Origin of the sequence: Tessaracoccus sp. SD287 (assembly GCF_017355265.1) — a bacterium.
GTDB lineage: Bacteria > Actinomycetota > Actinomycetes > Propionibacteriales > Propionibacteriaceae > Aestuariimicrobium.
The window spans coordinates 13,386-37,354 of record NZ_JADIJQ010000007.1 but is presented as its reverse complement, the minus strand read 5'-3'; the positions used below and the strand labels follow the sequence as shown (position 1 = coordinate 37,354).

Annotated in this window: 31 protein-coding genes; 19 read left to right on the top strand and 12 right to left on the bottom strand. The window is 69.5% G+C overall.

Annotated elements, in window-relative coordinates:
• Positions 1 to 15: 15 nt before the first annotated feature.
• The gene (locus tag IPV09_RS04340) at positions 16 to 1,248 is read left to right on the top strand and encodes a UDP-N-acetylglucosamine pyrophosphorylase (protein WP_370590215.1); all 1,233 of its coding nucleotides are present in this window, start codon (positions 16 to 18) and stop codon (positions 1,246 to 1,248) included.
• Complete coding sequence (locus tag IPV09_RS04335; protein ID WP_207473946.1) at positions 1,245 to 1,943, top strand: Pr6Pr family membrane protein; 699 nt, start codon at positions 1,245 to 1,247, stop codon at positions 1,941 to 1,943. The genes IPV09_RS04340 and IPV09_RS04335 overlap by 4 nt, the downstream gene beginning before the upstream one ends.
• Positions 1,944 to 1,949: 6 nt before the next feature.
• Here the strand turns inward: IPV09_RS04335 and IPV09_RS04330 are convergent, their stop codons facing one another.
• The gene (locus tag IPV09_RS04330; RefSeq protein ID WP_207473945.1) at positions 1,950 to 2,174 is read right to left on the bottom strand and encodes a helix-turn-helix transcriptional regulator; all 225 of its coding nucleotides are present in this window, start codon (positions 2,172 to 2,174) and stop codon (positions 1,950 to 1,952) included.
• A complete protein-coding gene (locus IPV09_RS04325; RefSeq protein WP_207473944.1) occupies positions 2,174 to 2,803 on the bottom strand; it encodes a DUF2975 domain-containing protein in 630 nt (209 codons plus the stop codon). Before IPV09_RS04325 ends, IPV09_RS04330 begins: the two co-directional genes overlap by 1 nt.
• 187 nt (positions 2,804 to 2,990) lie before the next feature.
• On the opposite strand from IPV09_RS04325, the gene IPV09_RS04320 reads away from it, so the two are divergent.
• The gene (locus tag IPV09_RS04320) at positions 2,991 to 4,043 is read left to right on the top strand and encodes an LLM class flavin-dependent oxidoreductase (RefSeq protein ID WP_370590214.1); all 1,053 of its coding nucleotides are present in this window, start codon (positions 2,991 to 2,993) and stop codon (positions 4,041 to 4,043) included.
• On the opposite strand, the gene IPV09_RS04315 is transcribed toward IPV09_RS04320, so the two are convergent.
• The 3 genes from IPV09_RS04315 to IPV09_RS04305 form a co-directional block, all read right to left on the bottom strand.
• The gene (locus IPV09_RS04315; protein ID WP_207473943.1) at positions 4,037 to 4,672 is read right to left on the bottom strand and encodes a cysteine hydrolase family protein; all 636 of its coding nucleotides are present in this window, start codon (positions 4,670 to 4,672) and stop codon (positions 4,037 to 4,039) included. The genes IPV09_RS04320 and IPV09_RS04315 overlap by 7 nt on opposite strands.
• 217 nt (positions 4,673 to 4,889) lie before the next feature.
• On the bottom strand, positions 4,890 to 5,864 hold the full coding sequence (locus IPV09_RS04310) for a hypothetical protein (RefSeq protein WP_207473942.1): 975 nt from the start codon (positions 5,862 to 5,864) through the stop codon (positions 4,890 to 4,892).
• Entirely contained in the window at positions 5,861 to 6,595 is a 735-nt protein-coding gene (locus tag IPV09_RS04305) for a hypothetical protein (protein WP_207473941.1), read from the bottom strand. The genes IPV09_RS04310 and IPV09_RS04305 overlap by 4 nt, the downstream gene beginning before the upstream one ends.
• Positions 6,596 to 6,856: 261 nt before the next feature.
• Here IPV09_RS04305 and ilvD point away from each other — a divergent pair, with 261 nt between their 5' ends.
• Both ilvD and IPV09_RS04295 read left to right on the top strand, forming a co-directional pair.
• A complete protein-coding gene (ilvD, locus tag IPV09_RS04300; RefSeq protein ID WP_207473940.1) occupies positions 6,857 to 8,701 on the top strand; it encodes a dihydroxy-acid dehydratase in 1,845 nt (614 codons plus the stop codon).
• A 48-nt stretch (positions 8,702 to 8,749) separates the two neighbouring features.
• On the top strand, positions 8,750 to 10,396 hold the full coding sequence (locus IPV09_RS04295; RefSeq protein WP_207473938.1) for a VCBS repeat-containing protein: 1,647 nt from the start codon (positions 8,750 to 8,752) through the stop codon (positions 10,394 to 10,396).
• Positions 10,397 to 10,407: 11 nt separating this feature from the next.
• Here IPV09_RS04295 and IPV09_RS04290 read toward each other — a convergent pair whose 3' ends face one another.
• Positions 10,408 to 11,106, bottom strand: a complete 699-nt coding sequence (locus IPV09_RS04290) for a DUF1707 domain-containing protein (RefSeq protein WP_207473937.1) — start codon at positions 11,104 to 11,106, stop codon at positions 10,408 to 10,410.
• Positions 11,107 to 11,200: 94 nt separating this feature from the next.
• Between IPV09_RS04290 and IPV09_RS04285 the strand changes: the two genes are divergently transcribed.
• From IPV09_RS04285 to IPV09_RS04260, 6 genes are all read left to right on the top strand, one after another.
• The gene (locus tag IPV09_RS04285) at positions 11,201 to 11,803 is read left to right on the top strand and encodes a hypothetical protein (protein ID WP_207473936.1); all 603 of its coding nucleotides are present in this window, start codon (positions 11,201 to 11,203) and stop codon (positions 11,801 to 11,803) included.
• 250 nt (positions 11,804 to 12,053) lie between these two features.
• The gene (locus IPV09_RS04280; protein WP_207473935.1) at positions 12,054 to 12,881 is read left to right on the top strand and encodes an HAD-IIB family hydrolase; all 828 of its coding nucleotides are present in this window, start codon (positions 12,054 to 12,056) and stop codon (positions 12,879 to 12,881) included.
• Between the two features lie 3 nt (positions 12,882 to 12,884).
• The gene (locus IPV09_RS04275; RefSeq protein ID WP_207473934.1) at positions 12,885 to 13,625 is read left to right on the top strand and encodes a YggS family pyridoxal phosphate-dependent enzyme; all 741 of its coding nucleotides are present in this window, start codon (positions 12,885 to 12,887) and stop codon (positions 13,623 to 13,625) included.
• 20 nt (positions 13,626 to 13,645) lie between these two features.
• Positions 13,646 to 14,044: a DUF3224 domain-containing protein gene (locus IPV09_RS04270; RefSeq protein WP_207473933.1), complete on the top strand. Its 399-nt coding sequence runs from the start codon at positions 13,646 to 13,648 to the stop codon at positions 14,042 to 14,044.
• 58 nt (positions 14,045 to 14,102) lie between these two features.
• On the top strand, positions 14,103 to 14,357 hold the full coding sequence (locus IPV09_RS04265; RefSeq protein WP_207473932.1) for a glutaredoxin domain-containing protein: 255 nt from the start codon (positions 14,103 to 14,105) through the stop codon (positions 14,355 to 14,357).
• Positions 14,358 to 14,546: 189 nt separating this feature from the next.
• A complete protein-coding gene (locus IPV09_RS04260) occupies positions 14,547 to 15,131 on the top strand; it encodes an NADPH-dependent FMN reductase (RefSeq protein WP_207473931.1) in 585 nt (194 codons plus the stop codon).
• Positions 15,132 to 15,133: 2 nt separating this feature from the next.
• Here the strand turns inward: IPV09_RS04260 and IPV09_RS04255 are convergent, their stop codons facing one another.
• Positions 15,134 to 15,475: a helix-turn-helix domain-containing protein gene (locus IPV09_RS04255; RefSeq protein ID WP_207473930.1), complete on the bottom strand. Its 342-nt coding sequence runs from the start codon at positions 15,473 to 15,475 to the stop codon at positions 15,134 to 15,136.
• Between the two features lie 117 nt (positions 15,476 to 15,592).
• On the opposite strand from IPV09_RS04255, the gene IPV09_RS04250 reads away from it, so the two are divergent.
• The 4 genes from IPV09_RS04250 to arr are packed head-to-tail and all read left to right on the top strand — an operon-like array spanning position 15,593 to position 18,979.
• Positions 15,593 to 16,783 carry an LLM class flavin-dependent oxidoreductase gene (locus tag IPV09_RS04250; RefSeq protein WP_207474028.1) on the top strand — a complete coding sequence of 397 codons (1,191 nt, stop codon included), beginning with the start codon at positions 15,593 to 15,595 and terminating at the stop codon, positions 16,781 to 16,783.
• Positions 16,783 to 17,463: a CE1759 family FMN reductase gene (locus tag IPV09_RS04245; protein ID WP_207473929.1), complete on the top strand. Its 681-nt coding sequence runs from the start codon at positions 16,783 to 16,785 to the stop codon at positions 17,461 to 17,463. Before IPV09_RS04250 ends, IPV09_RS04245 begins: the two co-directional genes overlap by 1 nt.
• Positions 17,460 to 18,491 (top strand): LLM class flavin-dependent oxidoreductase, encoded by a 1,032-nt coding sequence (locus tag IPV09_RS04240; RefSeq protein WP_207473928.1) that lies wholly within the window; start codon positions 17,460 to 17,462, stop codon positions 18,489 to 18,491. Before IPV09_RS04245 ends, IPV09_RS04240 begins: the two co-directional genes overlap by 4 nt.
• A 56-nt stretch (positions 18,492 to 18,547) precedes the next feature.
• The gene (gene arr, locus IPV09_RS04235; protein ID WP_207473927.1) at positions 18,548 to 18,979 is read left to right on the top strand and encodes an NAD(+)--rifampin ADP-ribosyltransferase; all 432 of its coding nucleotides are present in this window, start codon (positions 18,548 to 18,550) and stop codon (positions 18,977 to 18,979) included.
• 34 nt (positions 18,980 to 19,013) lie between these two features.
• Here the strand turns inward: arr and IPV09_RS04230 are convergent, their stop codons facing one another.
• Complete coding sequence (locus IPV09_RS04230) at positions 19,014 to 19,322, bottom strand: putative quinol monooxygenase (protein ID WP_207473926.1); 309 nt, start codon at positions 19,320 to 19,322, stop codon at positions 19,014 to 19,016.
• 119 nt (positions 19,323 to 19,441) lie between these two features.
• Between IPV09_RS04230 and IPV09_RS04225 the strand changes: the two genes are divergently transcribed.
• Together IPV09_RS04225 and IPV09_RS04220 are read left to right on the top strand one after the other, a co-directional pair.
• A complete protein-coding gene (locus tag IPV09_RS04225; protein WP_207473925.1) occupies positions 19,442 to 19,720 on the top strand; it encodes a type II toxin-antitoxin system Phd/YefM family antitoxin in 279 nt (92 codons plus the stop codon).
• A gap of 3 nt (positions 19,721 to 19,723) precedes the next feature.
• Positions 19,724 to 20,128, top strand: a complete 405-nt coding sequence (locus IPV09_RS04220; RefSeq protein ID WP_207473923.1) for a type II toxin-antitoxin system VapC family toxin — start codon at positions 19,724 to 19,726, stop codon at positions 20,126 to 20,128.
• Between the two features lie 14 nt (positions 20,129 to 20,142).
• On the opposite strand, the gene IPV09_RS04215 is transcribed toward IPV09_RS04220, so the two are convergent.
• Positions 20,143 to 20,529 (bottom strand): hypothetical protein, encoded by a 387-nt coding sequence (locus IPV09_RS04215; RefSeq protein ID WP_207473922.1) that lies wholly within the window; start codon positions 20,527 to 20,529, stop codon positions 20,143 to 20,145.
• Between the two features lie 224 nt (positions 20,530 to 20,753).
• On the opposite strand from IPV09_RS04215, the gene IPV09_RS04210 reads away from it, so the two are divergent.
• Positions 20,754 to 21,320, top strand: coding sequence for an NADPH-dependent FMN reductase (locus IPV09_RS04210; RefSeq protein ID WP_207473920.1), 567 nt, complete (start codon positions 20,754 to 20,756; stop codon positions 21,318 to 21,320).
• Between the two features lie 51 nt (positions 21,321 to 21,371).
• Here IPV09_RS04210 and IPV09_RS04205 read toward each other — a convergent pair whose 3' ends face one another.
• Entirely contained in the window at positions 21,372 to 21,761 is a 390-nt protein-coding gene (locus IPV09_RS04205) for a hypothetical protein (RefSeq protein ID WP_207473919.1), read from the bottom strand.
• A 102-nt stretch (positions 21,762 to 21,863) separates the two neighbouring features.
• On the opposite strand from IPV09_RS04205, the gene IPV09_RS04200 reads away from it, so the two are divergent.
• Complete coding sequence (locus IPV09_RS04200; RefSeq protein WP_207473918.1) at positions 21,864 to 22,499, top strand: Dps family protein; 636 nt, start codon at positions 21,864 to 21,866, stop codon at positions 22,497 to 22,499.
• Positions 22,500 to 22,523: 24 nt separating this feature from the next.
• Here the strand turns inward: IPV09_RS04200 and IPV09_RS04195 are convergent, their stop codons facing one another.
• Both IPV09_RS04195 and IPV09_RS04190 read right to left on the bottom strand, forming a co-directional pair.
• Entirely contained in the window at positions 22,524 to 23,315 is a 792-nt protein-coding gene (locus IPV09_RS04195; protein WP_207473917.1) for an Fpg/Nei family DNA glycosylase, read from the bottom strand.
• A 3-nt stretch (positions 23,316 to 23,318) separates the two neighbouring features.
• Positions 23,319 to 23,933: a DUF1707 domain-containing protein gene (locus IPV09_RS04190; RefSeq protein WP_207473916.1), complete on the bottom strand. Its 615-nt coding sequence runs from the start codon at positions 23,931 to 23,933 to the stop codon at positions 23,319 to 23,321.
• Between the last annotated feature and the right edge of the window lie 36 nt (positions 23,934 to 23,969).

Sequence of the window (23,969 nt, the reverse complement as noted above, 5' to 3'; positions counted from 1 at the left end):
ACCCAGGAGGAACGCATGTCCCACACCGTACCCGGCGGGGTGCCGCTGCCCCGAGGCTTCGCGAAGGTGGCCGCGCTGATCGAGCGTGGGGCCACCATCCCCAACCCGTGGACGGTCGACATCGACGACGACGTGGACGTGAACCTGATCGGCAGCAACGTGGTGATCCACCCCGGCGCCCGGATTCGGGGGGCCCGGACGGTGATCTCGCCCGGCTGCGTCCTGGGGTCCGAGGGCCCGGTGACCATCGAGAACTGCCAACTGGGGCCCAAGGTCCGCCTCGAGGGCGGTTTCTTCAGCGGGGCGGTGTTCCTGGAGGGTGCGTCCATGGGGCTGGGCGCGCACGTGCGACCGGGCACCCTGATCGAGGAACATGCCAGCGGCGCCCACACCGTCGGGTTGAAGCAGACGATCCTGTTCCCCCATGCCACCCTGGGCAGCCTGATCAACTTCTGCGACGCGATGCTGACCGGTGGCACCAGCGCGAAGGACCATTCCGAGGTGGGCTCGAGCTACATCCACTTCAACTTCACCCCCGACGGTGACAAGTCCACCCCCTCCCTGTTCGGGGACGTGCCGCGCGGGGTGCTGGTCGACCAGCCCGCGATCTTCCTGGGCGGGCAGGGTGGGGCCGTGGGCCCGGTGCGCACCGGGTTCGGCGTGGTGGTGGGGGCAGGTTCGGTGCTGCGCGACGACATCGACGAGGACGGGGTGCTGGTCCTGCCCGAGCAGGTGCCGGGCCTGCGGCGTCCCAACACGCGGCACCGCTACCGCCGACTGAACGCCCTGCTCGAGAAGAACCTGACCTACATCGGCTCCCTGGTGGCGCTGCAGAACTGGTACCAGCAGGTGCGCAGCGTGTTCTTTGCCCGACAGGGCTTCGGCTCGCACGTGCAGGCGGGCGCGCTGGCGGCACTGGACGCCGGCCACCGGGAACGGGTCAAGCGGGTGGAGGCACTGCTGGCCCGCATCGAACCCGACGACGAGGCCCGCCGGGAACTGGTCGAGCGGTCCGGTGACTTCCTGGCGGCCACCGCACCGGTGAGCGTGGCGGCACCGGAAGCCCTGGTCGAGCACCTGGCCACCCAGGCGGCCCACGGCACGGACTACCTGACCGCGATCCGCTCGTTGGACGCCGACCAGCGGGCGGCGGTGACCAGCTGGCTGACCGCGGTCATCGACCAGGTCTGCGGCAGTGCGGCCGACGCGGTGCCGCTGCTCGGGCTGTTCGCCGGCGAGGTGGCGTGATCCCCTCGGTCGGGCACCACCGGATGGGCGCCGCCGGACGCGCGGCCCACGGCGTGCTGGCGCTGCTGGCCCTGGGCGCCAATGCGGCCTCATTGTTCATCGGTGCCACCGAGTCCTCGACGATTCCCGAGGGCGCCGGGTGGACGCGCCTGTGGGCGGCCGGGTGGCAGAACCTGGTCAACCAACCCCTGTTCTTCACCTTCATGTCCAACTTCCTGGTCGGCATCACGGCGTTGCTGCTGGCCCTGCGCCCGTCGGGCCGGGGTGCGGTGTTCGGTGCCGTGCGGCTCAGCGGACTGGTCTGTCTGGTCATCACCGGAGTGGTCTTCAACGTCCTGCTGCGCGATGACACCGTCCTGCCACTGTTCAACGCCGTACTGGACGCGGTGCAGCACGTGATCACCCCGATCCTGGCGCCGCTGCTGTGGCTGCTCTTCGGGCCCCGGGGACAGGTCACTGGCCGCCGGGTGCTGGCCTCCGCGCTGATTCCGGTGGCCTGGCTGGTGGTCACGCTGGTCCGCGGGGCGCTGGTGGACTGGTACCCCTACGTCATCCTCGACGTGCCGACGTTGGGCTATGCCGGGATCGCGGTCTACGTCGGCGCCATCCTGGGGCTGTACTTCGTCCTGGCCGGTCTGTTCTGGTGGGTCGATCACCGGCTGGTCCGCCGCGTCCGGGTGGCCGCGGCGGCCTGAGGTTCCTCAGGGCGCGGTGACCTCGAAGAGGTCCCCGACCGAGCAGTCCAGGACGTCGCAGATGGCCGTCAGGGTCGAGAAGCGCACCGCCTTGGCACGGTTGTTCTTCAGCACGCTGAGGTTGACCACGCTGACGCCCACCTGCTCGGCCAGGGCCGTCAGGGTCAGACCGCGCGCGGCCAGCAGGTCGTCGAGGCGGCAGTTCACCCGGTGGGGTTCGTCCACAGGCATCAGACCAGTCCCTCCACGTCGTCGGCCAGGGCGGCGCCCCTGGTCAGCGCCTCCCCCAGCACGAGCAGCAGCATCCCGACCAGGACCGGGGCGAACTCCACCAGGGAGAAGGTGAACAGCACCGACGGTTCGGCCTGCACCCGCGCCGCCATCGCGAACGAGACCGCCATCGCGACGAACGGCTGAAGCAGACCGCCGAAGACCACCAGCAGGGCCAGCCACCGCACCCGGGACAGGGTCTGGCGGGAAAAGGCCTGGTCACGGCGGATGTTGCTGACGATGCCCAGCAGCAGCAGGACGCCGACGATGACGCAGACCGCCGCGAAGACGGTGGGCAGCCCGACCAGGACGCGGTCGCCCAGACTCGGCTCGGTGAGCGTCCAGACAACCTCGCTGGCGTACGTGGCCGACGCGTCGGTTGCGCTGCCGACGGGGGTGTAGGCGGGGCCGCGATCGTCGACGGCGGCGGTGAAGGCGATGGTGTCGCCCGGCCACAGCGCGACCACGGCACTGGTGGCCGCACCGAGGGCGACCAGGGCCAGCAGCACCCGCAGGACGAGATGGTCGGCGCGCGACATGGGGGCGTGGATGGCGCGGCTCAACCGCGACCCTTCGGCGGTGGCATTCATGGTGGCTTCCTGACTGGGGTGAAGGAGGGCTGACTGGGGTGGAGGGTGGGGTGCGCGCACCACCACCATAACGAGATTCGTTGTTATCGTCAATCGTTATGGTGGTCGGGGTCTTCGTCCGGGTGGACGGCCCCTCACCGCACCCCGTCGACCGGCAGAATGGGAGCACCCCACCCGAGGAGCCCCTGTGTCCGACGCCGTGCCCGCCACCCCCGTCCCGTCCACCAACCGCCCGCTGCGCCGGCTGGGCGTGCTCACGCTGGGCACCTTTGACGGCGACGACCCGGCCGCCGGCCACGAGTACACCCTGTGGATGATCCAGCGCCTCGAGGAACTCGGCTACGACTCGGTGTGGTTGCGCCACCGCCACTTCCAGCACGGCATCTCCTCGCCGATCGCGATCATGGCCGCCGCCACCCAGCGGACCACGCGCATCGAGATGGGCACCGCCGTGACCCCCCTCGGTCCGGAGAACCCGCTGCGGCTGGCCGAGGACCTGGCCACCGTCGACATCCTGTCGGGCGGGCGCCTCAACCCCGGGGTCAGCACTGGTGTGCCGATGAACTTCGAGGACTGGTCCCATTCCCTCTACCCCGACACCGCCGAGCACGAGGACTTCAGCTATCGCCGCGTCGAGCGGCTGATGGAGGCGCTGCGCGGCGACGCGCTCAGCACCTTCAGCGGCAGGAAGGGCATCGAGGAGTTCTCCGACCGGGTGCAGCCGCATTCGGCCGGGCTGATCGACCGGCTCTGGTACGGGGCCGCGTCGCAGAACTCGGTGGAGTTCGCCGCCAGGGCAGGGCTGAACTTCCTGACCTCGAGCGTCATCATGGGCGAGGGCGACTTCGACGACGTCCAGGCCGCCCAGATCCGCCGCTTCCGCGAGCTGCATCGCGACGGCGAGGACGCCCGCGTCTCACAGGGCCTGGTGGTCATCCCCACCGACTCGGCCACCCCCGAGCAGGTCGAGCGCTACCGCGCCTACAAGGCCGGACGCGATGAGCGGGTCGGCAAGACCTTTGGTCCCCGCCACGCGCAGTTCGCCCCCGACCTGCTGGGCACGTCCGAGGAGCTCGCCGAGCAACTGCTGGCCCGCGACGCCTTCCGCCAGGTCGAGGAGGTCGCCTTCGCGTTGCCGTTCACCCTGCAACCCGACGACTACACCCAGATCGTGACCGACATCGCCGAGAAGCTGGGCCCGCTGCTCGGCTGGACGCCGAACGGGGCCTCGGTTCAGTAGCCGCGGCTGGTGTCCGCCTCGGTCTGCTCACCGGCGAGTTCGGAGAGGAACTCCTGCCCGGTCATCGGCCGGGAGAACATCGGGTAGTCAAAGGTGATGGCGTTGCGGTGCTCCTCCGGGCTGGTGGCGGCGACGCAGTCGGTCATGGTGACCACGTCGTAGCCCTTCTCGTAGGCCGAGCGCATCGTCGACTCGACGCAGCAGTTGGTGAGGAAGCCGCCGATGGCCACCCGGTCGATCCCCTTGCTGCGCAGGATGAAGTCCAGGTTGGTGCTGCCAAAGGTGTCCAGGCCCCGCTTGCCCTCGACGACGATGTCGCCGTCCTGGGGCGCCATCTCGTCGCTGATCTGGCAGCCCCACTCACCCTTGACGAAGGCGTTGGAGTCGACGACACCCTTGAGGATGCCGTAGGGGTGGCTGGTGATCTCGTGGTAGCCGGGGGCGAAGCTGATCGGGATGTGGATGATCGTGGCCCCGGCGGCCCGGGCCTGCTCCACGACCTGCTGGGAGTTGGCCATCATGTTGGTCTGCTCCATGGTGGGCGCGACGGCCTCGTGCAGCGCCCCTCCCTCGGTGGTGAAGTCGTTCTGGTACTCGATCAGCAGAACGGCGGTGTTCTTCGGATCCATGACTGTGATTCCCCTTTCGGCGCATTCGTGGACCGCGCCGGCGGAACACCACCTCGGACGAGGTGCGCGCTACCCCAAGGCCTACCGGCAATCCGATGCCGTGACAAGGTGTCACCGTCAACAAACAAGTTCCCCAGAGCACGAGCCCTGCCCATGCGCATGCCGCGTGCTCTGGGGAACTTGGTTGTTCACCCCGGGACAGCTCAATCGGCCCGTGTCAATCGGCCCGGGGCAGCACCCCCGACTCCTCGAGGGCCTGGGCGATGGCGTCCGACGTGGCCCGGGAGCAGGTCCGGCCGTCCGGCAGCCGCGCGCCCGACAGGTAGGAGCCGGGGCCGACATGCTTGAAGGGCCCGATCATCCGCTCGATCACCCGGTGCTCCCGCTTGGCCCTGGCCCAGGTCGAGTGGCGCGCCCACCGGCGCCGCTGGGGGAACACGATGGGTGCCAGCCAGCGGCACTGCCAGTCCCGTTCACCGACCAGGTGGATGATCTGCTGGGCACGGTCCAGGCCGGGGTCGGCGGTGAAGACGCCGCCCAGGTTGAGCAGGGTCACCCGCGCGCCGGCCGAGCCCAGGTACCAGGCGGCGCCGGCGGCGATCTGGGCCCCACCGCTCCAGCCGAGCAGGACCAGTTTGTCCACCCCCGGTTGGTAGCCGTGGCCGGTCAGGTGCTTCCAGGTGGTCTGGGCGATCCCGGCCGAGTAGACCGGTCCGTAGCGGGGGTCGGCCGAGACGAGCACCTGGTAGACGTTGCGCACGTTGACCGTCGCCACCGCCACCCATCCCCAGCGCTTGCTCCGCTGGTGCTGCACGATCCAGCGCCACAGCGGTGAGGAGCGCCGGTCGTCGACCAGGTCTCGGTTCTCCATCGCATACGGGTAGAGACCCTCGACCAGGGTGATGTCGGGATAGCTCTGCTGCAGGCGTTGCAGCAGTGGCCGTTCGGCGCGGGCGATGTGGTCATCATCAAAGGCCGCGATGCCCGAGAAGTAGACGACGAAGACCTTCGCCGCTCGGGGCACGGTGGGCACCGATGCGATGGCCGCCCGGAACTCGGCGGCCGCTATCCGGCTCTGGCGCACCCCTCGGCTGGACCACCAGGTCAACGTCTCCAGTGGCGACAGGACCCAGGCGATCACCGCCACGGCCACCACCAGCACGAGCAGGTATTCCAGGACCTGGAGCATCACTCACCGACCCGCGTGGTCGAGTGGCGTGACCCCAGCAGGCCGTGCCCCGCGTCGGCCTCGGGGGTGGGCGGAGCGTGGTGGCGGGCCAGCAACTGGGGGGTGGCCGCCGCCAGCAGTTCGGTGGCGCTGGTGCGCAGCGGGCGTCGCATGATGCCCCGCCACAGCGATCGGCGCAGCCACTGCACCACCGGGCTCAGCAGGTGGGCGACCAGCCGGGCCACCAGCCAGCCGACGACCACCACCAGCAGCACCAGCCACTGGGACAGGCCGTCGGGCATCAGGTGGTCCATCAGCATCCACAGTGCCAGCAGTTGCCATCCCCACAACACCCGCTCGATCATCGGGCCGATGTAGGGGGTGATGACCAGGAACTCGAACCACAGCGGCGCGGTCGACAACAGCACCACCCTGACCACGGCGCCCACATCGGGGACGTCGTTGATGACGATCCAGGCCGCGCACCACAGCACCAGCCCCTGGAAGGCCAGCGCTATCAGGTTCTGCAGGCTCACCAGCGCCCAGGTCACCATCACCCACAGGCCGCGGACCCGGTTGATGGCCAGCAGGCCGGCATTGCCGACCAGCCCCGACAGGGCAGCCAGGATGGCGACGGCCAGGGCCACCCGCCAGCGCATCGCGTCGGGGTTGAGCACCGAGTCCGGGGCGCGCAGCAACACCACGTCGCCGGCGGTGACGAGGACGAGGTGCAGGAACTGCCAGATGGTGGCCACCGATCTCCCCCTGGTGCCGTGGGCGGGTCGCCATCATCCTAGGTGGCCGTCGCCTCGGGTCGTCCCAGCAACGTGCACCCAGAGCAGTCCCTTCGCCCCGCCAGCCCCGATTGGCGTCACTGGATGCACACTGCTGGGTCGCCCGGCGCTCCCGGGTGGGGGGCGACCGCATGCCGACCGGCGAGCGGGCGTCGCCACCCCCGCAACTAGACTCATCCGGGTTGCCACCGTCTGCGGTGGCTCGAGGGAGGAAAACTCAGGATGCCAGTTCTTCGGTCACGCACCACCACCCACGGACGCAACATGGCCGGGGCCCGGGCCCTGTGGCGGGCCACCGGCACCGCCGAGTCCGACTTCGGCAAGCCGATCGTGGCCATCGCGAACTCCTTCACCCAGTTCGTGCCCGGCCACGTGCACCTGAAGGACATGGGCCAGTTGGTGGCCGGTGCGGTCAAGGAGGCCGGCGGCGTCGCCAAGGAGTTCAACACCATCGCCGTCGACGACGGCATCGCCATGGGCCACTCCGGCATGCTCTACTCCCTGCCCAGCCGCGAGGTGATCGCCGACTCCATCGAGTACATGGTCAACGCCCACCAGGCCGACGCGCTGGTCTGCATCAGCAACTGCGACAAGATCACCCCCGGCCACCTGCTGGCCGCGCTGCGCCTCAACATTCCGGTCGTCTTCGTCTCCGGCGGACCGATGGAGGCCGGCAATGCGGTCATCAACCCGGCCAATGGCACCGCGTCGACCCGCCTCGACCTGATCGACGCCATGACCAAGGCCGTCGACGAGTCGGTCTCCGACGCCGAGATCCAGGCCATCGAGGAGTCGGCCTGCCCGACCTGTGGGTCGTGCTCGGGCATGTTCACCGCCAACTCGATGAACTGCCTGACCGAGGTGCTGGGGCTGTCGCTGCCGGGCAACGGTTCCACCCTGGCCACCGCCGCCAAGCGCCGCGACCTGTTCCTGGACGCCGGCCGGCTGGTCGTCGAACTGGCCCACCGCTGGTACGACCAGGACGACGCCTCGGTGCTGCCGCGCTCGATCGCCACCAAGGCGGCCTTTGAGAACGCCATGCGCATCGACATCGCCATGGGCGGGTCCACCAACACCGTGCTGCACCTGCTGGCCGCTGCCCAGGAGGCCGGCGTCGACTTCACCCAGGACGACATCGACCGCCTCAGCCGGGTCACCCCCTGCATCTGCAAGGTCGCCCCCAACACGAGCAACTACTACATGGAGGACGTCCACCGCGCCGGCGGCATCCCGGCGATCATGGGCGAGCTGTACCGCGCCGGCATGCTCGAGACCGACGTGCACGCCGTCCACTCCCCCACCCTGGACCAGTGGATGGCCGACTGGGACCTGCGCAGCGGCACCTCTTCGGAGGCCGCCAAGGACCTCTGGTACGCCGCCCCCGGCGGGGTGCGCACCACCGAGGCGTTCTCCTCGACCAACCGGTGGCAGAGCCTGGACACCGACAGCGAGTCGGGCTGCATCCGTTCAGTCGAGCACGCCTACACCGCCGAGGGCGGGCTGGCCGTCCTCAGTGGCAACCTGGCCGTCGATGGCGCCATCGTCAAGACGGCCGGGGTGCCGGAGCACCAGTGGCACTTCCGCGGCCCCGCCAAGGTCGCCGAGAGCCAGGACGAGGCCGTCGAGATGATCCTCGGCGGCAGGATCGTCGCCGGTGACGTCGTGGTGGTCCGCTACGAGGGCCCCAGGGGTGGCCCCGGCATGCAGGAGATGCTCTACCCCACCAGCTATCTGAAGGGCGTCGGACTTGGCCCCCAGTGCGCGCTGATCACCGACGGCCGGTTCTCGGGTGGCTCGTCGGGTCTGTCGCTGGGCCACATCTCGCCGGAGGCTGCGTCCGGGGGCACCATTGGCCTGGTCGAGGACGGCGACATGATCGAGATCGACATCCCGGCGCGCAGCATCACCCTGGACGTCCCGGACGAGGTGCTGGCCGAGCGCCGTGCTGCTGCCGACGCGGCGGGCTGGAAGCCCAGGACCCGGGTACGTGAGGTGTCGCCCGCGCTGAAGATCTTCGCGAAGTTCGCCCAGTCGGCCGACAAGGGCGCTGCCCGACTGGTCGACTGAGTCCGGTCCCGGCAGGGGCACGGGGGTCCGGCAGGTTACGCTGCCCCCATGCGTTCCCTCTTCCCCCGCCGGGTCCCCCTCGACCGCTGGAGCCGCGTCCGCCGCTGGAGCACCGCCGCCCTGGTGGCTGCCCTGGTCGCGGTGCTGCTGCCGGCCACCGCCCGGGCCAACGACCCCGAGCCCAACGACAGCCTCGCCGCCGCCACCGGCATCACGGTCGGCCTGGCCGGCCGCGCGGGCGCCCTGTCGAGTGCCACCGACGTGGACAGCTACACCTTCGTCGCCCCCTACACCGGCACCTACACGGTGGAGCTGTTCAACGCCGCGCCGGCCCTGGACGGCGCCTGCCTGATCGGCTACAACGCCTCCCAGGCGAGGACCGGCGAGAGCTGCGTCGGGTCGGGGCTGACCGTCGCCCGGCTGGAGATCACCACCAACGCGGGCCAGCGCACCTACGTCCGCGCCTCACATCCGCTGCGGCGCATGGGCAACTACTCGATCCGGGTGCTGCCGCCCGCCGCGCAGATGAGCTGGTCGCCCGACTCGGAGCCGAACAACTCGCTGGCCACCGCCTCACCGCTGGCGGCCTCGCGGTGGAGCGTCCAGACGCTGTACAGCCTGCCCGGGGCCTACGCCCACGAGGGTCCCGACGTCGACGTCTTCCGTCTGGCCACCACGGCGGGGCGTGACTACACCGTCTCGACGGCCAACCTGGCCGACACGATGGGACGCGCCCTCATCCTGAAGGTGTACTCCCCGACAGGCACCCTGCTGGCGTCCAGCGGTGCCTGCGCCCAGGGCAGCGCGAACCCGTGCAACGAGCTGACCGTGACGGCCCCCGGCGAGGCAGTGTTCGCGCTGGTCACCTCGACCGGGACCGCCCGCCATGGGCAGTACTGGCTCTGCGGCCGACCCAGCGGTGCCGGCTGCTCCTACGGCGAGGTCGACCAGTTCGGTGACCTGAACTCCGACGGCACCCCCGACGTGCTGGCCGTCCATGACGACGGGACGCTGCAGCTGTACGCCACCCTGGGCCCGACCGTCTCGGCGCCAACCCCGGTCGGGCAGGGCTGGAACACCTTCCGGTGGCTCTCGCTGGTGCCCGACATGGACGGCGACGGGCGCACCGACCTGATCGGGCTGCGCACCGACGGGCTGATGTTCGCCTACCAGGGCGTCGGCGGCGGACGCTTCGGCAATGCGTTGCAGGTCGGCAAGGGCTGGCAGTCGATGTCGCTGATGACCGTCCTGGACGACATCACCGGCGACGGTCGTCCTGACCTGGTCGCCCGCAGCGGGGACGGCTTCCTGATCCGCTACTCCTTCTCGTCGACCGGCGTGCTCAGCAATGCCCGAGTGATCGGCAAGAACTGGTCGGGCATTCGGCTGACCACCACCGTCGATGACTTCAGCGGCGACGGCATCGCCGACCTGCTGGCCATCACCGAGGACGGCGACCTGGTGCGCTACGCCTTCAACGAGGGCGGCGTGATCACCAATGCCGCGCAGGTCGGGCGCCACTGGAACGCCATGGGTCTGGTCACCGCGCCCGGTGACATCAACAACGACCGTCGCCGCGACCTGGTCTCGCTGCGTGATGACGGCACCATGTGGGCCTACTGGAACAACGGCAGCAGTTGGGGCGGCCCGGCGCAGCTGGCCAGTGGACTTGGCGGCATCCGCCTACTGGCCTGATCGCCACGTCCTCAGGGCCCGGGCGGAGGCTGGCGCCGCAGCAACTCCTGCTGGCGGCGCAGCCAACGCATCCGCTGTTCGGGGGTGAGCCCGGGCGGCGGCATCATCCGTGGCCCGGCGCCCAGCAGCGGCGTCGGGGTGCCGAGGACCGGGGGCGGCACCAGTTCCGGCGGCACCTGGCCGGGCGGGAAGAGGGGCTGCGGCTGGGGATTCCGGATGTGAGCCCGGGCCGCCTGGGCGGCGATGAGGGTGGGGATGGCGGTGCCCAGCATCGGCCAGAACGGCCACCAGTAGAGGAAGCTGCCCGTCCCGATCACGGTGGCCAGCCAGATCACGTTGAACAGCATTGCCAGCGCTATCCATCCCATCCAGGCCTTGCGTCCGGCACGTCTGGCCTCGACCTCGAGGGCGGCCGGGGATGGGCGGCGGGTGGCGGGCAGGAATCGGCGCCGGGGCACCAGCAGGTCGGCGACCAGGTGCGGGAAGTCGCCGAGTGTGCGCGCCTTCATCGCCTCGTCCAGGCGCTGCTCGTATTCCTCGTGGCCGAGGCGGCCGTCGCTGTAGGCCTCGGCCAGCAGCTCGAAGGCGTGGTGACGATCGGAATCGCTGGCCCGGTAGCGGGCATTCTCCGGCACCCGCGGGTCGGCGGCGAAACCCTCCCAGCCCTGGGCTGCGGCACTGATCGGCTCGTCGGACTCGTCGTGGGGCATGCGCGTTCCTCCTGAGTGGCCATCGTACCCGGGGGTGAGGGCGTTCCAGGGGGCGCCGGGGCCTGGTCTAGCATCACCCCCGGGAAGGGGAACCATGCCAATTCTGCAGCGCAGCACCACCCTGGCCGCGGCCAACGTGGTCGCCTTCGCCTGCTGCCTGGCCGTGGTGACCGTCGTGCCCGCGTGGGCGGGGGCGACCCGGGTGGTGGCCAATGTGGACGCCAGCCACCGGGAGGCCCCGTCGGTGGTGCTGGCCCAGGTCAGGCAGACCTGGCGTCGGGACGGGTGGCTGAGCCTGGTCGCGGTGGTGGTGGCAGGCCTCGGGCTGGTCTCGCTGGTCTCGGCCTACGGCTACCTGACCGGCATGGCGCGGGTGGGCATGCTGGTGGTGCTGGCGCTGGTCCACCTGGTCATCGCCGTGCTGCTCGCCAGTTATGTCCGTTCCGCCGGGACCCTGCCGATGCCGGCCACCCGCCAGCAGGTCACCGAGCAGGCGATGCGACGCATCGTGGAGTACCCCGGGCGGGCGGTCGTCTCGACGCTGGTGATGCTGGTCTGCGCCCCCGTCTGGGTGGTGGCACCGCTCGCCGTCGCGTTCGGCCTCACCCTGCCGATCGGTCTGGCGCACCTGGTCTGGCGGCGCATCGAGGTCGACGTCGCCGACGATGACGAGCTGTGGAACGGCGCCCGGGACTGAGCGCCCGATCCCTCAGAGGTGGCCACACGACCCCTGAGACCGGTCTGCATGCCGCTTCACCCAGCAATGTCCACCAAGTGGGCCCAGATCGACTTCCAGGGGCAGACATCTCGCACTTGATGGACATTCCTGGGTCCACCCGACACCAACCCTTGCCCCACAGCCTCGGCGTGCCCGTCCACAGGGCCCCATGCCCCGTCACCCTCCACGGCCCGACAACTAGGATGAGGCCAACCGACCCGGAGGAAGAATGCAGATCCCAGCTGAGATGGCCAACGTCACCACCCTGTGCTTTGACGTGGACGGCACCCTGACCAACGCCGACCACGCGGTGAGCCAGGCCAGCCTGGAGGCACTGCGCAAACTCGACGACGCCGGCATCACGCTGATCATCGTCTCGGGCCGCCACCCCTACGCCTGCGCCAAGGCCCTGCACGACGCCGGCCTGCACGGCTGGACCAGCGCGGCCAATGGCGCCCTGAACGCCGACATCGCCACCGGCGAGGTGCTGCGCCGCGACCCGGTGCCCGTCGACCTGGTCAACCAGGTGATCGATCTGTGCGTGGCCGAACAGGTGCCGCTGGCCGCGTTCACCGACGACGACCTGCGCCTGCAGCCCGGTGCCGAGGGCGACGACTTCCTGCTGCACTTCCTGCCGGCCGCCAACGAGGGCATGACGCCGCTCATCACCGACATGCGCGACGTCGACCCCGCCACCATCCTGAAGCTGATGCCCGGCACCTCGGCCGAGCGGATGGCCACGTTCTTCCCCAAGGTGTTGGCCATCGCCGAGAACGCCACCCTGTCCCTGGACGAGACCTGCGAGGTCACCGGCCCGCACTCGGACAAGGAGGACGGCATCGCCTTCCTGCTCGAGCACCTGGACATCGACCCGGCGACCGTTGCCGGCGCCGGTGACGGCGGCAATGACGTGCGCTGGCTGTCGAGCATTGGCTGGCCGATGGCCATGGAGAATGCCCGTCCCGAGGTGAAGGACGTCGCCAAGCTGGTGTTGCCGCATCACCTGGACGACGGCGTCGCCCAGTTCGTCGACGCCTTCCTGGCTGCTCGCGGCTGAACCATGACCAGCCCCGAGCCCACGACCAGCCAGATCGCCCGCAACATCGCCGACGTCGAGCAGCGCATCGCCGCCGCCGCGGCGAGGGTCGGACGCCAGGCCCACGAGATCCGGCTGCTGCCGGTCAGCAAGACCAAGCCGCCTGCCGACATCCTCGAGGTGCGCGGGCTTGGCTACCGCCGCTTCGGTGAGAACAAGGTGCAGGAGGCCCACGCCAAGTGGGCCGAGCTGTCCCAGACCGACATCGAATGGGCCGTGATCGGGCACCTGCAGACCAACAAGGCGCGCGTGGTGGCCCAGTTCGCGGTCGAGTTCCAGGCCCTGTCGTCGCTCAAGCTGGCCGCCGAGCTCGACAAGCGGCTGCAGGCCGAGGGACGCCGCCTCGAGGTGCTGGTGCAGGTCAACTCCTCCGACGAGCCCCAGAAGTACGGCCTGCCGCCTGCCGACGTGCTGGCCTTCACCCGCGAACTGGGCGCCTTCGATGCCCTGGACGTGAAGGGGCTGATGACCCTGGCGCTGTTCACCGATGACGCCGAGCGCGTCCGGGCCTGCTTCGAGGTCATGGCGCAGGTGCAGCGTGAGCTGCGGGACGCCGACGGCGGCGGCTGGGACGAACTGTCAATGGGCATGTCCGGTGACTTCGAGCTGGCCATCGAGCACGGGGCGACCTGCGTGCGGGTCGGCCAGGCCATCTTCGGGTCCCGTCTCGACCCTGATGCGTACTGGCCGGGCGCGGCACGCTGAAGGCGCGCTAGGTTGTCGGCATGGATCTGATCAGGACGGCTGCGGGCACCTTCACCATCGAGATGTCGGCCCCCTCGACGGCCTTGGACGGCGCCGTCGACAAGTTCGGCCTGACCAAGACCTGGTCGGGTGACATCCGCGGCACCAGCACCGGCATCATGCTCGCCGGCGGCGACCCGGCCACCGGTGACGCCGGGTACGTCGCCATCGAGGTGGTCCGCGCCGACCTCGGCGGTCGTGAGGGCACCTTCTTGTTGCAGCAGTTCGGTGACCTCGACCGCAGCGCCGAGACGCTCTACTACCAGGTGGTCAGCGGCTCGGGCACCGGCGGGCTGGTCGGGCTGCGCGGCACCATGGACCTCGACATCGACGACGTCGGGGTGCACCACTACGAACTCACCTACACGCTGACCCCCTGACTCCCGTCCCGACCCGTGGCATGGTGGGGGGACCATTCGTCATCAGGAGGTTCTCGCCATGGCTGAAGAAGCACGCCCCGTGGTCATCTACTGGCGCCCCGGCTGCGGCTACTGCGCCCGGTTGCGCGACTCGCTGGGTGACCTGGCCGAGCAGGCGACGTGGGTCAACATCTGGCAGGACGAGGACGCCGCCGCCTTCGTCCGCAGCGTCAATGACGGCAACGAGGTGGTGCCGACGGTGGTCATCGATGGGGTCGCGGTCACCAATCCGCCGCCGGCGGTGGTCAAGGAACGCATCCACGCCCTGTCTTGACCGAGATCAGCATCCGACGGGTGCACGGCGGGGTCCCGCCCGGCTGGCACCCGATCCTGGTGGCCCGGCTGTGGCCACGCGGGTGCGCCAAGCCGGCCTGGCCGCGGGCGAGCAGTTGACCTGATGTCTGGACGACCCCAACCGGCGGACGGGACCGTCGTCCCCGAGCAGCCGTGAGATTCTGGGCATATGAGTGAATCTGCAACGACCAAGCCGGTCATCGGCATCATCATCGGCAGCACCCGTCCGGGACGTGCCGGCAAGCCGATCGGTGACTGGCTCGCCCAGGCCACCGCGCAGCATGGCGCCTTCGACGTGCGCGTGCTCGACCTGGCCGAGATCAACCTGCCCTTCTTCGACGAGCCGAAGCATCCCCGGCTGGGTCAGTACACCCACCAGCACACCAAGGACTGGGCAGCCCAGGTGGCCGCCTGTGACGCCTTCCTGGTGGTCACCAATGAGTACAACCACAGCTTCTCGGCGCCGCTGAAGAACGCCCTGGACTTCCTGTCGTCGGAGTGGGCCAACAAGTCGGTCGGCATCGTCAGCTACGGCGGTGTCTCGGCGGGCCTGCGCGCCGCCTCGCATCTCAAGGAGACCCTGGTCGCCCTGCAGATGTGGGTGACGACCCAGCACATTGCCATTCCGTTCGGGCCGGCGCTGATCAGCGACGGCGTGTTCACCCCGGCCGAGGAGACCGTCGCGGCCCTGGCCCCGATGCTCGACACGATGGCTGCACGCCACCCCCTGCTGGCCGAGCTTCGTGCCGCCTGAGCTCAGCGCACCGCGCCGGGGTGCTGCGCGGCGAAGGCCACCGCCGCGCTCAGCACCGGCTCGACCTGCCGCCCGACCTCGGTCATCACGTAGCGGACCTGGGTCGGCGGTCCGGGCTCGACCTCACGGACGAAGAATCCGCGCTCGGTGAGCTCCCGCAACCGGGTCGACAGCACCGCGTCGCTGACCCCGGGAACCTGGCGCTTGAACTCGCTGAACCGTTCGGCCCCGCGCAACGCCGCCTGCAGCACCGCACCGGCCCAGGCCCGTCCGAGCACGCCCATGACATCCTCGATGACCGAGCACTGCGGCCCCTGAGGGACCTCTGAGGCTGGGGAACTCATGGTGATCTCTCCTGGGCGGCGGGAATGAACTGATCTACTATGATGTTCATAGTAGCAGTGAGATCCATAGTGCCGGGAGGGTCCCGGCAGCGGTTCCGGAAGGAAGACATGTCCTCCATGCAGTTCGGTCTGTTCTCGATTGGCGACGTCACCACCGACCCCACCACGGGCAGGACCCCCAGCGAGCACGAGCGACTGAAGGCCATCCTCGAGATCGCCAAGCTCACCGAGCAGGTCGGCCTGGACGTCTTCGCCGTCGGCGAGCACCACAATCCCCCGTTCGTGGCCCCCGCCAGCCCCCCGGTGATGCTGGCCCACATCGGCGCCCAGACCGAGAACCTGATCCTGTCGACCGCCACCACCCTGATCACCACCAACGATCCGGTGCGCCTGGCCGAGGACTACGCCTTCTTGCAGCACCTGGTCGACGGCCGGATGGACCTGACCCTGGGCCGCGGCAACACCGGCCCGGTCTACCCCTGGTTCGGCAAGGACATCCGCGAGGGCATCGGCCTGGCCGTCGAGAACTACAACCTGCTGCACCGCCTGTGGCGTGAAGAGGTCATCGACTGGGAGGGCCGTTTCCGCACCCCGCTGAACCAGTTCACCGCCACCCCGCGTCCGCTGGACGGGCTGCCGCCGTTCGTCTGGCACGGCTCGATCCGCTCCCCCGAGATCGCCGAACAGGCCGCCTACTACGGTGACGGCTTCTTCCACAACCACATCTTCTGGCCGGCCAGCCACACCCAGCGGATGGTCGACCTGTACCGCCGCCGCTACGAGCACTACGGCCACGGCAGCTACGACAAGGCGATCGTGGGCCTCGGCGGCCAGGTGTTCATGCGTGAGAACTCCCAGGACGCGATGCGCGACTTCCGTCCCTACTTCGACAACGCCCCGGTCTACGGCGGCGGGCCGAGCCTGGAGGACTTCACCTCGCAGACCCCGCTGACGGTCGGCTCCCCCGAGCAGGTCATCGAGCGGCACCTGACGTTCCGCGACTACGTCGGTGACTACCAGCGCCAGCTGTGGCTGATCGACCACGCCGGGCTGCCGCTGAAGGAGGTGCTGCACCAGATCGAAATCCTGGGCACCAAGGTCGTCCCGGTGCTGCGCGAGGAGTTCGACAAGGTCCGCAAGCCCGGCGTCCCGGACGCCCCGACCCACGCCGCCCGACTGGCTGCCGCCGGCGGTCCCGTCGAGGACGAGCGCGGCCCGCAGGTCGACAGCTACACCGGCACCCGCGCCGAAGAACAGAACCGTGGCGCCGAGTCGTTGGCCGACGAGGCCACCCGAAAGGGGAACTGATGCGTTCCATCATCGTGCTGCAGGCCGGCCTGCGGAACCCGTCGACCACCAAGATGCTTGGCGAGGAACTGGCCCGTGAGGTGGCTGCGGCCTTCGAGGCCCGCGGTCAGGCCGTGCAGGTGCGCACCATCGACATCCGCGACCATGCCCACGGCATTGCCGACACCCTGCTGGCAGGGTTCTCCAACCCTGACCTGCAGCAGGCGCTGGACGCCACCGCCCAGGCTGATGGCCTGGTGGTGGTGACCCCCACCTTCTCGGCGTCCTACTCGGGGCTGTTCAAGAGCTACATCGACATCCTGGAACCCGAGTCGCTGGTCGGCACTCCGGTGGTGCTGGCAGCCACCGGGGGCACCGAACGGCACTCGCTGATGATCGACCATGCCCTGAGTCCGCTGTTCGCCTACCTGGGCGCCGAGCCCGTGCGCACCGGCATCTTCGCCGCCACCAGCGACTTCGGCGGCACCGAGGGCCACATCACCGCACGCATCCGGCGCGCTGCCGCCGAACTGGTGACCAAGGTGATCGGGCGTCCGGCGATGCCCGACACCGGGACGCTGGACGCGCCGGCCAGCGGTGCGGCGACGAACGGGGCAGTTGCGCCGCGCACGCCCAAGGGCTTCGGTGAGGACCTCGTCCCGTTCGAGCAGCTGATGGGCGAGTTGGGGGTCGGACGATGAGCAGCAACCGCAAGCGCATAGGTTTCCTGTCCTTCGGGCACTGGATGGACCATCCCGATTCGCAGGTGCGCAGCGCCCAGGACTCGCTGCTGCAGTCGATCGACCTGGCCGTCGCCGTCGAGGAACTGGGCGCCGACGGCGCCTACTTCCGGGTGCACCATTTCGCCCAGCAACTCGGCACCCCCGCGCCGCTGCTGGCGGCCGTCGCCGCGCGGACCCGCCGCATCGAGATCGGCACCGGCGTCGTCGACATGCGCTACTCGAACCCGCTGGGCTTCGCCGAGGACATCGCGGCCGCGGACCTGATCTCGGATGGACGAATCCAGCTCGGCGTCTCACGCGGATCGCCCGAGCAGGTCATCGACGGCTGGCGCTACTTCGGCTTCGAACCGGCCCCGGGCGAGAGCGATGCCGACATGGCCCGGCGCCACACCGCGGGCTTCCTGCGGGCCATCGAGGGCGAACGCTTCGCCGAACCGAACCCGCGTCCGATGTTCCCCAACCCGCCCGGCCTGCTGCGCGTCGAGCCCCACTCGGCGGGGCTGCGCCGGCGGATCTGGTGGGGTGCAGGCTCCGACGCGACGGCACGCTGGGCCGCCCAGGAAGGCATGAACCTGATGTCGTCCACCCTCAAGGACGACGAGACCGGCGAACCACTGCACGTGCAGCAGCGCAAGCAGATCGAAGTGTTCCGGCACGAGTGGGCCAAGCACGACCACGGCTTCGAGCCGCGGGTATCGGTGTCGCGGTCGATCTTCGCGATCACCAATGACCAGGACCGCCGCTACTTCCTGCGCGGCGGTGACCGGCAGGACCAGTTCGGCAGCATTGGCGGCACCCGCGCGGTGTTCGGGCGCACCTACGCCGACGAACCGGACGCGCTGGTCGAGCAGTTGCGCCAGGACGAGGCCATCGCGGCCGCGGACACGCTCCTGCTGACCGTGCCAACCCAGTTGGGCGTCGACTACAACGCGCACCTGGTCGAGTCGGTGCTCACGCACGTCGCGCCGGAGCTGGGCTGGCGCTGAGAGGTCAGCTGAGCCCCTCTGGCGACGACCGCCATCCTGTGCCCACAATGGGGCCCATGACCGACAGCGCGCAGGCACTGGACGAGGGACCGTTCTTCCACGGCACGACGGCAGAGCTGGGCGTCGGTGACCTGCTCTCAGCGGGACACCGGTCGAACTACCGTCGCGAGATCGTGATGAACCACATCTACTTCACGGCGCTCGTGGACGGTGCCGGGCTGGCGGCCGAGATCGCCGCCGAACTGTCGGACGGGTCCGCGGAGCCGCGGGTGTACCGCGTCGAGCCCACCGGGGCGTTTGAGAACGACCCGAACGTCACCGACAAGAAGTTCCCCGGGAATCCGACGCGGTCCTACCGCAGCAGCCACCCATTGCGGATCCTCGAGGAGGTCACCGGGTGGACGCGGCTCACGCCGGAGGCGCGGCAGGAGTGGCGAGAGCGCCTTCAGGCCCTGCTCGCCGACCCCACCAAGGAGATCCTCAACTGAGGCCGGTGCAGAGGCCGGTGCATTCGATCAGGGCTCAGCCCCAGGCCTCGTCCCCGGGCTGCAGGTTCTGGTACTTGCGCGTGTAGCGGGGCTCGGCCTGGATGTCCTCCATTGCTTCCTTCCACGCGAAGTAGTGCGGCTGGGTCTTGTGGAAGTCCAGGTCCTCGGGCGACCGGTAGCCCTCGACCAGCACGAACTGGGTCGGGTCGTCCAACTGCTGGATGACGTCGAAGCGGGTGCACCCCGGCTCGGTCAGGCTGGCCCGCGAGTTGGCGGTGGCGACCTCAATGAAGTCGGCGACCTTGTCGTCCTTGGTGCGCACGAAACAGTGAACGATGAACATGGCTCCAACCTAGTTGAAGTCGTCAGCGCGACACCCTCCACAGCGTCGATCCGTCGGTACCTCTGGTGTACAAGGACTGGAAGGTCCGGTCTGTCTGACAGAAGTACTACGCTCGGTCCATGAAGACCGTCAGCAAGCGCGAACTCAACCAGCGCACCGCGGACGTGCTGGCGCAGGTATCCGACACCGACGACGTCGTCGTCACCGAACGGGGCGTGCCCCGCTGGCGGGTGAGCATCGCGCGGCAGGGTGACGGCACCCTGGCACGACTCGAGCGCGAGGGCCGCTACACCCCACCTTCGGCGAACCCGGCGCCATGGCCCAGCCGCCCGGGCGGCCCGGCCTACACCGACGCCGAGGCCACGGCACTGCTCGACGAGATGCGCGGGGAGCACTGAGCGATGACCGCTTCCCTGGTGTACCTGGACTCGTCGGTGGCGCTGCGCACGATCCTGGACACACCGGATCGGGAGCGCGTGCAGGCCTGGATGGCGACCCCCGGAACGACGTACGTGTCATCCCGCCTGCTGCGCACCGAGGTGATCCGGGTGCTGCGCCGCGACAACCGCCCACTGGTCGACGCCACCCCGCTGCTCGACCGCGTCGGCCTGCTGGAGGTCAGCGGCGAGACGCACACCATCGCTGAGTCGATCGAACGACATGTCCGGACCCTGGATGCGCTGCACCTGGCCACCGCGCTGCTCATTGGCGAGCCGGTGACGGTGGCCACCCACGACGCGACGATGGCGACGGTCGCCGAGCACCTGGGCCTGCTGGTCATCGATCCCGTGACGATGGGTGATTGAGACCTCAGGGACGCTCAGCCGGGCGGCTTCGGCAAGACCTGGATCGTCTCACCCTGGTCATTGACGAACCGGCGGCTGCCGCGGGGCTCCTCCAGGGTGAACTCGAGGGGCAACACCTTCCCGATCGCGACCTGGTTGTCGTTCGGTCTGGCCGAGTTGTAGGCCGTCATGGTCAGCACGATCCGGTCCGGGTGCTCCTCGACAGAGAGTTCGGGGTCGGAGTGGGAGATCCCGCCGGTACCGTCCGCGATCCACGCCCGGCCCTGCTCCTCGCTGGGACCCTGGGGGGACACGGTGGTCACTGGAATCGACTGGCGCCCGATCGGGCCTCGACTGCACCCTGCCACGACCGGCGCAGTCACGGACCCCATCGCCACCAGCAGCAGTCCACGACGCCTCATTCGGCCACGCTATACACCGGTGGGGCAAGTTTCTGTCCCCCAGCGACGACCTACCCCCCTCATATGGGCAGGCAGGTGGTCACTGGGGGACGGAAACTTGCACTCCCCCTCCAACGCGCGGGGCGTCGTCCCCTCGAATGGGGGAATCGTCGCGGCCGCGATAGGGTTACATAGTTGAACGTTGCACCAATCTTGATTCGTCTGAACCCCCGGGAGAAGCACCTATGACCACCCTGAAGCTCATCGTCGGCAGCACCCGTCCCGTCCGCGTCGGCGGCCAGTTGGCCGACGGGGTCGCCGCGACCCTGGCCGAGGCCACCGGAGCCACCGTCGAGGTCGTCGACCTGCGTGAGCTGGACCTGCCGTTCCTGTCGGAGCCGCAGCTCGCCGCCACCGGCGTCTACACCCTAGACACCACCAAGAACTGGTCGGAGATCGTCTCCGCGGCCGACGGCATCGTCTGGCTGAACCCGGAGTACAACGGCGGCATGCCCGCCCCCGTCAAGAACGCCATTGACCACCTGTTCGCCGAGTGGGACGCCAAGCCCACCATGGTCGTCGGTTACGGCTTCGGCGGCGGCGCCCGCTCGGCCCGTCACCTGAGCGAGATCCTGGGCAACGTCAAGGCCAACCTGGTCGCCGAGCCCGTCACCATGGCCTTCGGCGACAACGCCCCCAACGAGGGCCAGGTCGCCAACCCGCAGGCCATCGTCGACGCCCACCGCGACGAGCTCACCGCCGCCGCGCGCACCCTGGTCGAGACCATTGAGTCCGACGAGGCCGCTGCCTGATCCAGCACCGGATCAACACGCGGGAATCAGCGAAAGCAGCCGTCGGGACGCTCAGCGTCCCGGCGGCTTGTCCATCTGCTCGATGCGTTGACCCTCGGGGTTCTGGAACTGCCGAGCGCCCAGGGGCTCGGTCAGCGTGAACTCGACCGGCAGCAGGATCGCGATCTCGCGCACCGGCTGGCCGGCGGTCCCCGAGTTCCAGGCCGTCATCGACAGCACGACGGCATCGACACCCTGCTCGATGGTCAACTGCGGATCAGAACTGTTGGCCCCGCCGGCCCCCTCGGCCACCCACCGCCGTCCCGACGTGTCGCCCGTCTGCGGATAGACGTAGCTGACCGGGATCGGTTCGCGGCCAATGGGCGCCGGGTCGGAGCATCCGACGGCTGCCCCGCCGACGACTGCCGCCAGCGGCAGCCACAGCATCGTCCGACGCCTCATCGCGCCCCCCTCGCCGCGGAAGATCCTGCCGCCAGACTACGCCGCACGCAGAATTTGGTGCTTCTCCGACGCGGTCAGCAGCCCACTCCTAAGCTCGGAACCATGGCTACGACGAAGAAGGCGGCCGCCAAGACGACCGCCAACCAGACGAAGAGCACCCCCACCACCAACCCTTCCCGAGGGTCGTTCACCGTCCCGGGCCTGTCGGTCGACGAGGGCCAGGAACTGGCGATGAAGCTGCAGATGCGCCTGCACGCCCTCAACGACCTGCAGCTGACCCTGAAGCATGCCCACTGGAACGTGGTCGGACCCAAGTTCATCGGCGTCCACCAGATGCTCGACCCGCAGGTCGCGGCCGTGCGCGCCATGGTCGACGAGACCGCTGAGCGGATGGCCACGATGGGGGTCGCGCCCAACGGATGTCCCGGCGCGTTGGTCGCCCAGCGCACCTGGCAGGACTATCCCATTGGACAGGCCCAGGCCGCCGAGCACCTGGGTGCCCTCGACGTCGTCTACGTCGGCATCATCGAGGACCACCGTGAGCTGATCGAGGAGGCCGGAGACATCGACCCCATCACCGAGGACATGCTGATCGCCCAGGTGGCACAGCTCGAACAGTTCCAGTGGTTCCTGCGCGCCCACCTCGAGGACGACCAGGGCAACCTGGCCACCGACGGCGTCGTCCACGCCGCCGACGGGGCCGCCAAGGGGCTGGCCGCGGACGCTTCGAGCGACTGACATCTCGGCCGACTGACCCAGTCCTCAGGGCATCGGCTGGCAGCGGGGGCAGTAGTACAGCTCCCGCTGCTGCGGTGCCCGACCGATCGTCGCCCGGGTGATGGCCGTCGCGCAGCGCGGGCAGGCCCGGCCCGGCTTGCCGTAGATGTAGAGCGGCTCGCGCCAGTTGCCGGTCGAGACCGATCCCCGGAATTTCAGCGTCCCCCTCAGCAGCCGATGGGCCCGGCGGACCACCGCCGCCAGCTGCTCGGCGTCCAGTTCGCCGACCGGATGCCACGGGTTGACCTTTTCCAGGAAGCAGATCTCGGCAGCCCACATCGTGCCGATGCCGGCCAGGTTGCGCTGTTCCAGCAGCGCCTCGCCCAGCGGCACCTCGGGGGCTTCGCCAAGCCGCCGCAGCGCCTCGTCGGCGTCCCAGTCGTCCCCGAGCAGGTCCGGGCCCAGGTGTCCGACCAGCCGGGACTCCTGCGCGGTGGGGACGAGATCGACATTGCCAAGTTGCCGTCCCAGCGCCACGAGCGATGCGGTGCCCACCACCGCCCGCAGCCACGGGTCACGCAGCCGTCGCGGGGTCGCCTCAGCACTCGACACGACCCGCCAGCGGCCCTCCATCCTCAGGTGGGTGTGCAGGGTCCAGCCGTCGTCCAGCCGGTGAAGCAGGTGCTTTCCCCGGGCGACCACCTCCACGGTGTGGCGTCCGCGCTTGTCAGAAGCGCCCAGCTCACCCCAGCGCAACTCCCACCGGGTCACCGGGTGCCCCGCCAAGGCCTGGTGCAGCCGCTGGGCGGTCCTCCAGACGGCGTCGCCCTCGGGCATCGACTACCGGGAGCCCTTGGCGAGCTTGACCGAGTGCCCGGCCATCATGGAGAAGCCGCTGAGCACCAGGACGCCGTTCGACCCGTCGCCCTGTGCCTTGGACCTGACGTCATTGCCGGCCATGATGTTGACGGTGTCGTCCTGCACCCGCACGCCCTCGGGCACGACGATGGTGCTGCCGCCCATGATGGCCACCGCCTCGAAGGTGATGGTGACGCCGGGCCCGAACGCCTCGGTCAGGTCAATGTCGTCACCGCCCCAGAACTGGAAACTGGAGATCTTCTCCACCCCCCGCTGCGGCTTCAAGTTCTTGCCGCTCATCACGGCGACGGTGCTCAGCGTGGGCGCCTGATCGTAGATCCCGGGCACCTGCGACGCCTGGAAGGCGGCCAGCCCGCGCCCCTGGTGCGGCCCGGTCATCATCACCATCGACTGTCCCTCGGGCAGGTCGGCGACCAGCGGCTGCAGTTCGTCCAGGTAGCGCGAGCCGATCACCAGGTTCTGGCGTTCGTCCAGTTCGGCCAAGTCGAGCCGTCCCGCGGCGTGGGCCTCCATCAGTACCTGCAGCACGGCATCGCGGTCGCTGTCGGCTGCGCGGATGCGGAGGGGTTCGGCCATGTCCAGCAGGCTACCCGGGCGAGGTCTACCCCCGCC

Excerpts from the sequence above, each read along its gene's own strand:
- IPV09_RS04340 (WP_370590215.1), top strand. The coding sequence starts at position 16 with ATGTCCCACACCGTACCCGGCGGGGTGCCGCTGCCCCGAGGCTTCGCG.
- IPV09_RS04330 (WP_207473945.1), bottom strand. The coding sequence starts at position 2,174 with ATGCCTGTGGACGAACCCCACCGGGTGAACTGCCGCCTCGACGACCTG.
- IPV09_RS04325 (WP_207473944.1), bottom strand. The coding sequence starts at position 2,803 with ATGAATGCCACCGCCGAAGGGTCGCGGTTGAGCCGCGCCATCCACGCC.
- IPV09_RS04315 (WP_207473943.1), bottom strand. The coding sequence starts at position 4,672 with ATGGATCCGAAGAACACCGCCGTTCTGCTGATCGAGTACCAGAACGAC.
- ilvD (WP_207473940.1), top strand. The coding sequence starts at position 6,857 with ATGCCAGTTCTTCGGTCACGCACCACCACCCACGGACGCAACATGGCC.
- IPV09_RS04295 (WP_207473938.1), top strand. The coding sequence starts at position 8,750 with ATGCGTTCCCTCTTCCCCCGCCGGGTCCCCCTCGACCGCTGGAGCCGC.
- IPV09_RS04290 (WP_207473937.1), bottom strand. The coding sequence starts at position 11,106 with ATGCCCCACGACGAGTCCGACGAGCCGATCAGTGCCGCAGCCCAGGGC.
- IPV09_RS04285 (WP_207473936.1), top strand. The coding sequence starts at position 11,201 with ATGCCAATTCTGCAGCGCAGCACCACCCTGGCCGCGGCCAACGTGGTC.
- IPV09_RS04280 (WP_207473935.1), top strand. The coding sequence starts at position 12,054 with ATGCAGATCCCAGCTGAGATGGCCAACGTCACCACCCTGTGCTTTGAC.
- IPV09_RS04275 (WP_207473934.1), top strand. The coding sequence starts at position 12,885 with ATGACCAGCCCCGAGCCCACGACCAGCCAGATCGCCCGCAACATCGCC.
- IPV09_RS04270 (WP_207473933.1), top strand. The coding sequence starts at position 13,646 with ATGGATCTGATCAGGACGGCTGCGGGCACCTTCACCATCGAGATGTCG.
- IPV09_RS04265 (WP_207473932.1), top strand. The coding sequence starts at position 14,103 with ATGGCTGAAGAAGCACGCCCCGTGGTCATCTACTGGCGCCCCGGCTGC.
- IPV09_RS04260 (WP_207473931.1), top strand. The coding sequence starts at position 14,547 with ATGAGTGAATCTGCAACGACCAAGCCGGTCATCGGCATCATCATCGGC.
- IPV09_RS04255 (WP_207473930.1), bottom strand. The coding sequence starts at position 15,475 with ATGAGTTCCCCAGCCTCAGAGGTCCCTCAGGGGCCGCAGTGCTCGGTC.
- IPV09_RS04250 (WP_207474028.1), top strand. The coding sequence starts at position 15,593 with ATGCAGTTCGGTCTGTTCTCGATTGGCGACGTCACCACCGACCCCACC.
- IPV09_RS04245 (WP_207473929.1), top strand. The coding sequence starts at position 16,783 with ATGCGTTCCATCATCGTGCTGCAGGCCGGCCTGCGGAACCCGTCGACC.
- IPV09_RS04240 (WP_207473928.1), top strand. The coding sequence starts at position 17,460 with ATGAGCAGCAACCGCAAGCGCATAGGTTTCCTGTCCTTCGGGCACTGG.
- arr (WP_207473927.1), top strand. The coding sequence starts at position 18,548 with ATGACCGACAGCGCGCAGGCACTGGACGAGGGACCGTTCTTCCACGGC.
- IPV09_RS04230 (WP_207473926.1), bottom strand. The coding sequence starts at position 19,322 with ATGTTCATCGTTCACTGTTTCGTGCGCACCAAGGACGACAAGGTCGCC.
- IPV09_RS04225 (WP_207473925.1), top strand. The coding sequence starts at position 19,442 with ATGAAGACCGTCAGCAAGCGCGAACTCAACCAGCGCACCGCGGACGTG.
- IPV09_RS04220 (WP_207473923.1), top strand. The coding sequence starts at position 19,724 with ATGACCGCTTCCCTGGTGTACCTGGACTCGTCGGTGGCGCTGCGCACG.
- IPV09_RS04215 (WP_207473922.1), bottom strand. The coding sequence starts at position 20,529 with ATGAGGCGTCGTGGACTGCTGCTGGTGGCGATGGGGTCCGTGACTGCG.
- IPV09_RS04210 (WP_207473920.1), top strand. The coding sequence starts at position 20,754 with ATGACCACCCTGAAGCTCATCGTCGGCAGCACCCGTCCCGTCCGCGTC.
- IPV09_RS04205 (WP_207473919.1), bottom strand. The coding sequence starts at position 21,761 with ATGAGGCGTCGGACGATGCTGTGGCTGCCGCTGGCGGCAGTCGTCGGC.
- IPV09_RS04200 (WP_207473918.1), top strand. The coding sequence starts at position 21,864 with ATGGCTACGACGAAGAAGGCGGCCGCCAAGACGACCGCCAACCAGACG.
- IPV09_RS04195 (WP_207473917.1), bottom strand. The coding sequence starts at position 23,315 with ATGCCCGAGGGCGACGCCGTCTGGAGGACCGCCCAGCGGCTGCACCAG.
- IPV09_RS04190 (WP_207473916.1), bottom strand. The coding sequence starts at position 23,933 with ATGGCCGAACCCCTCCGCATCCGCGCAGCCGACAGCGACCGCGATGCC.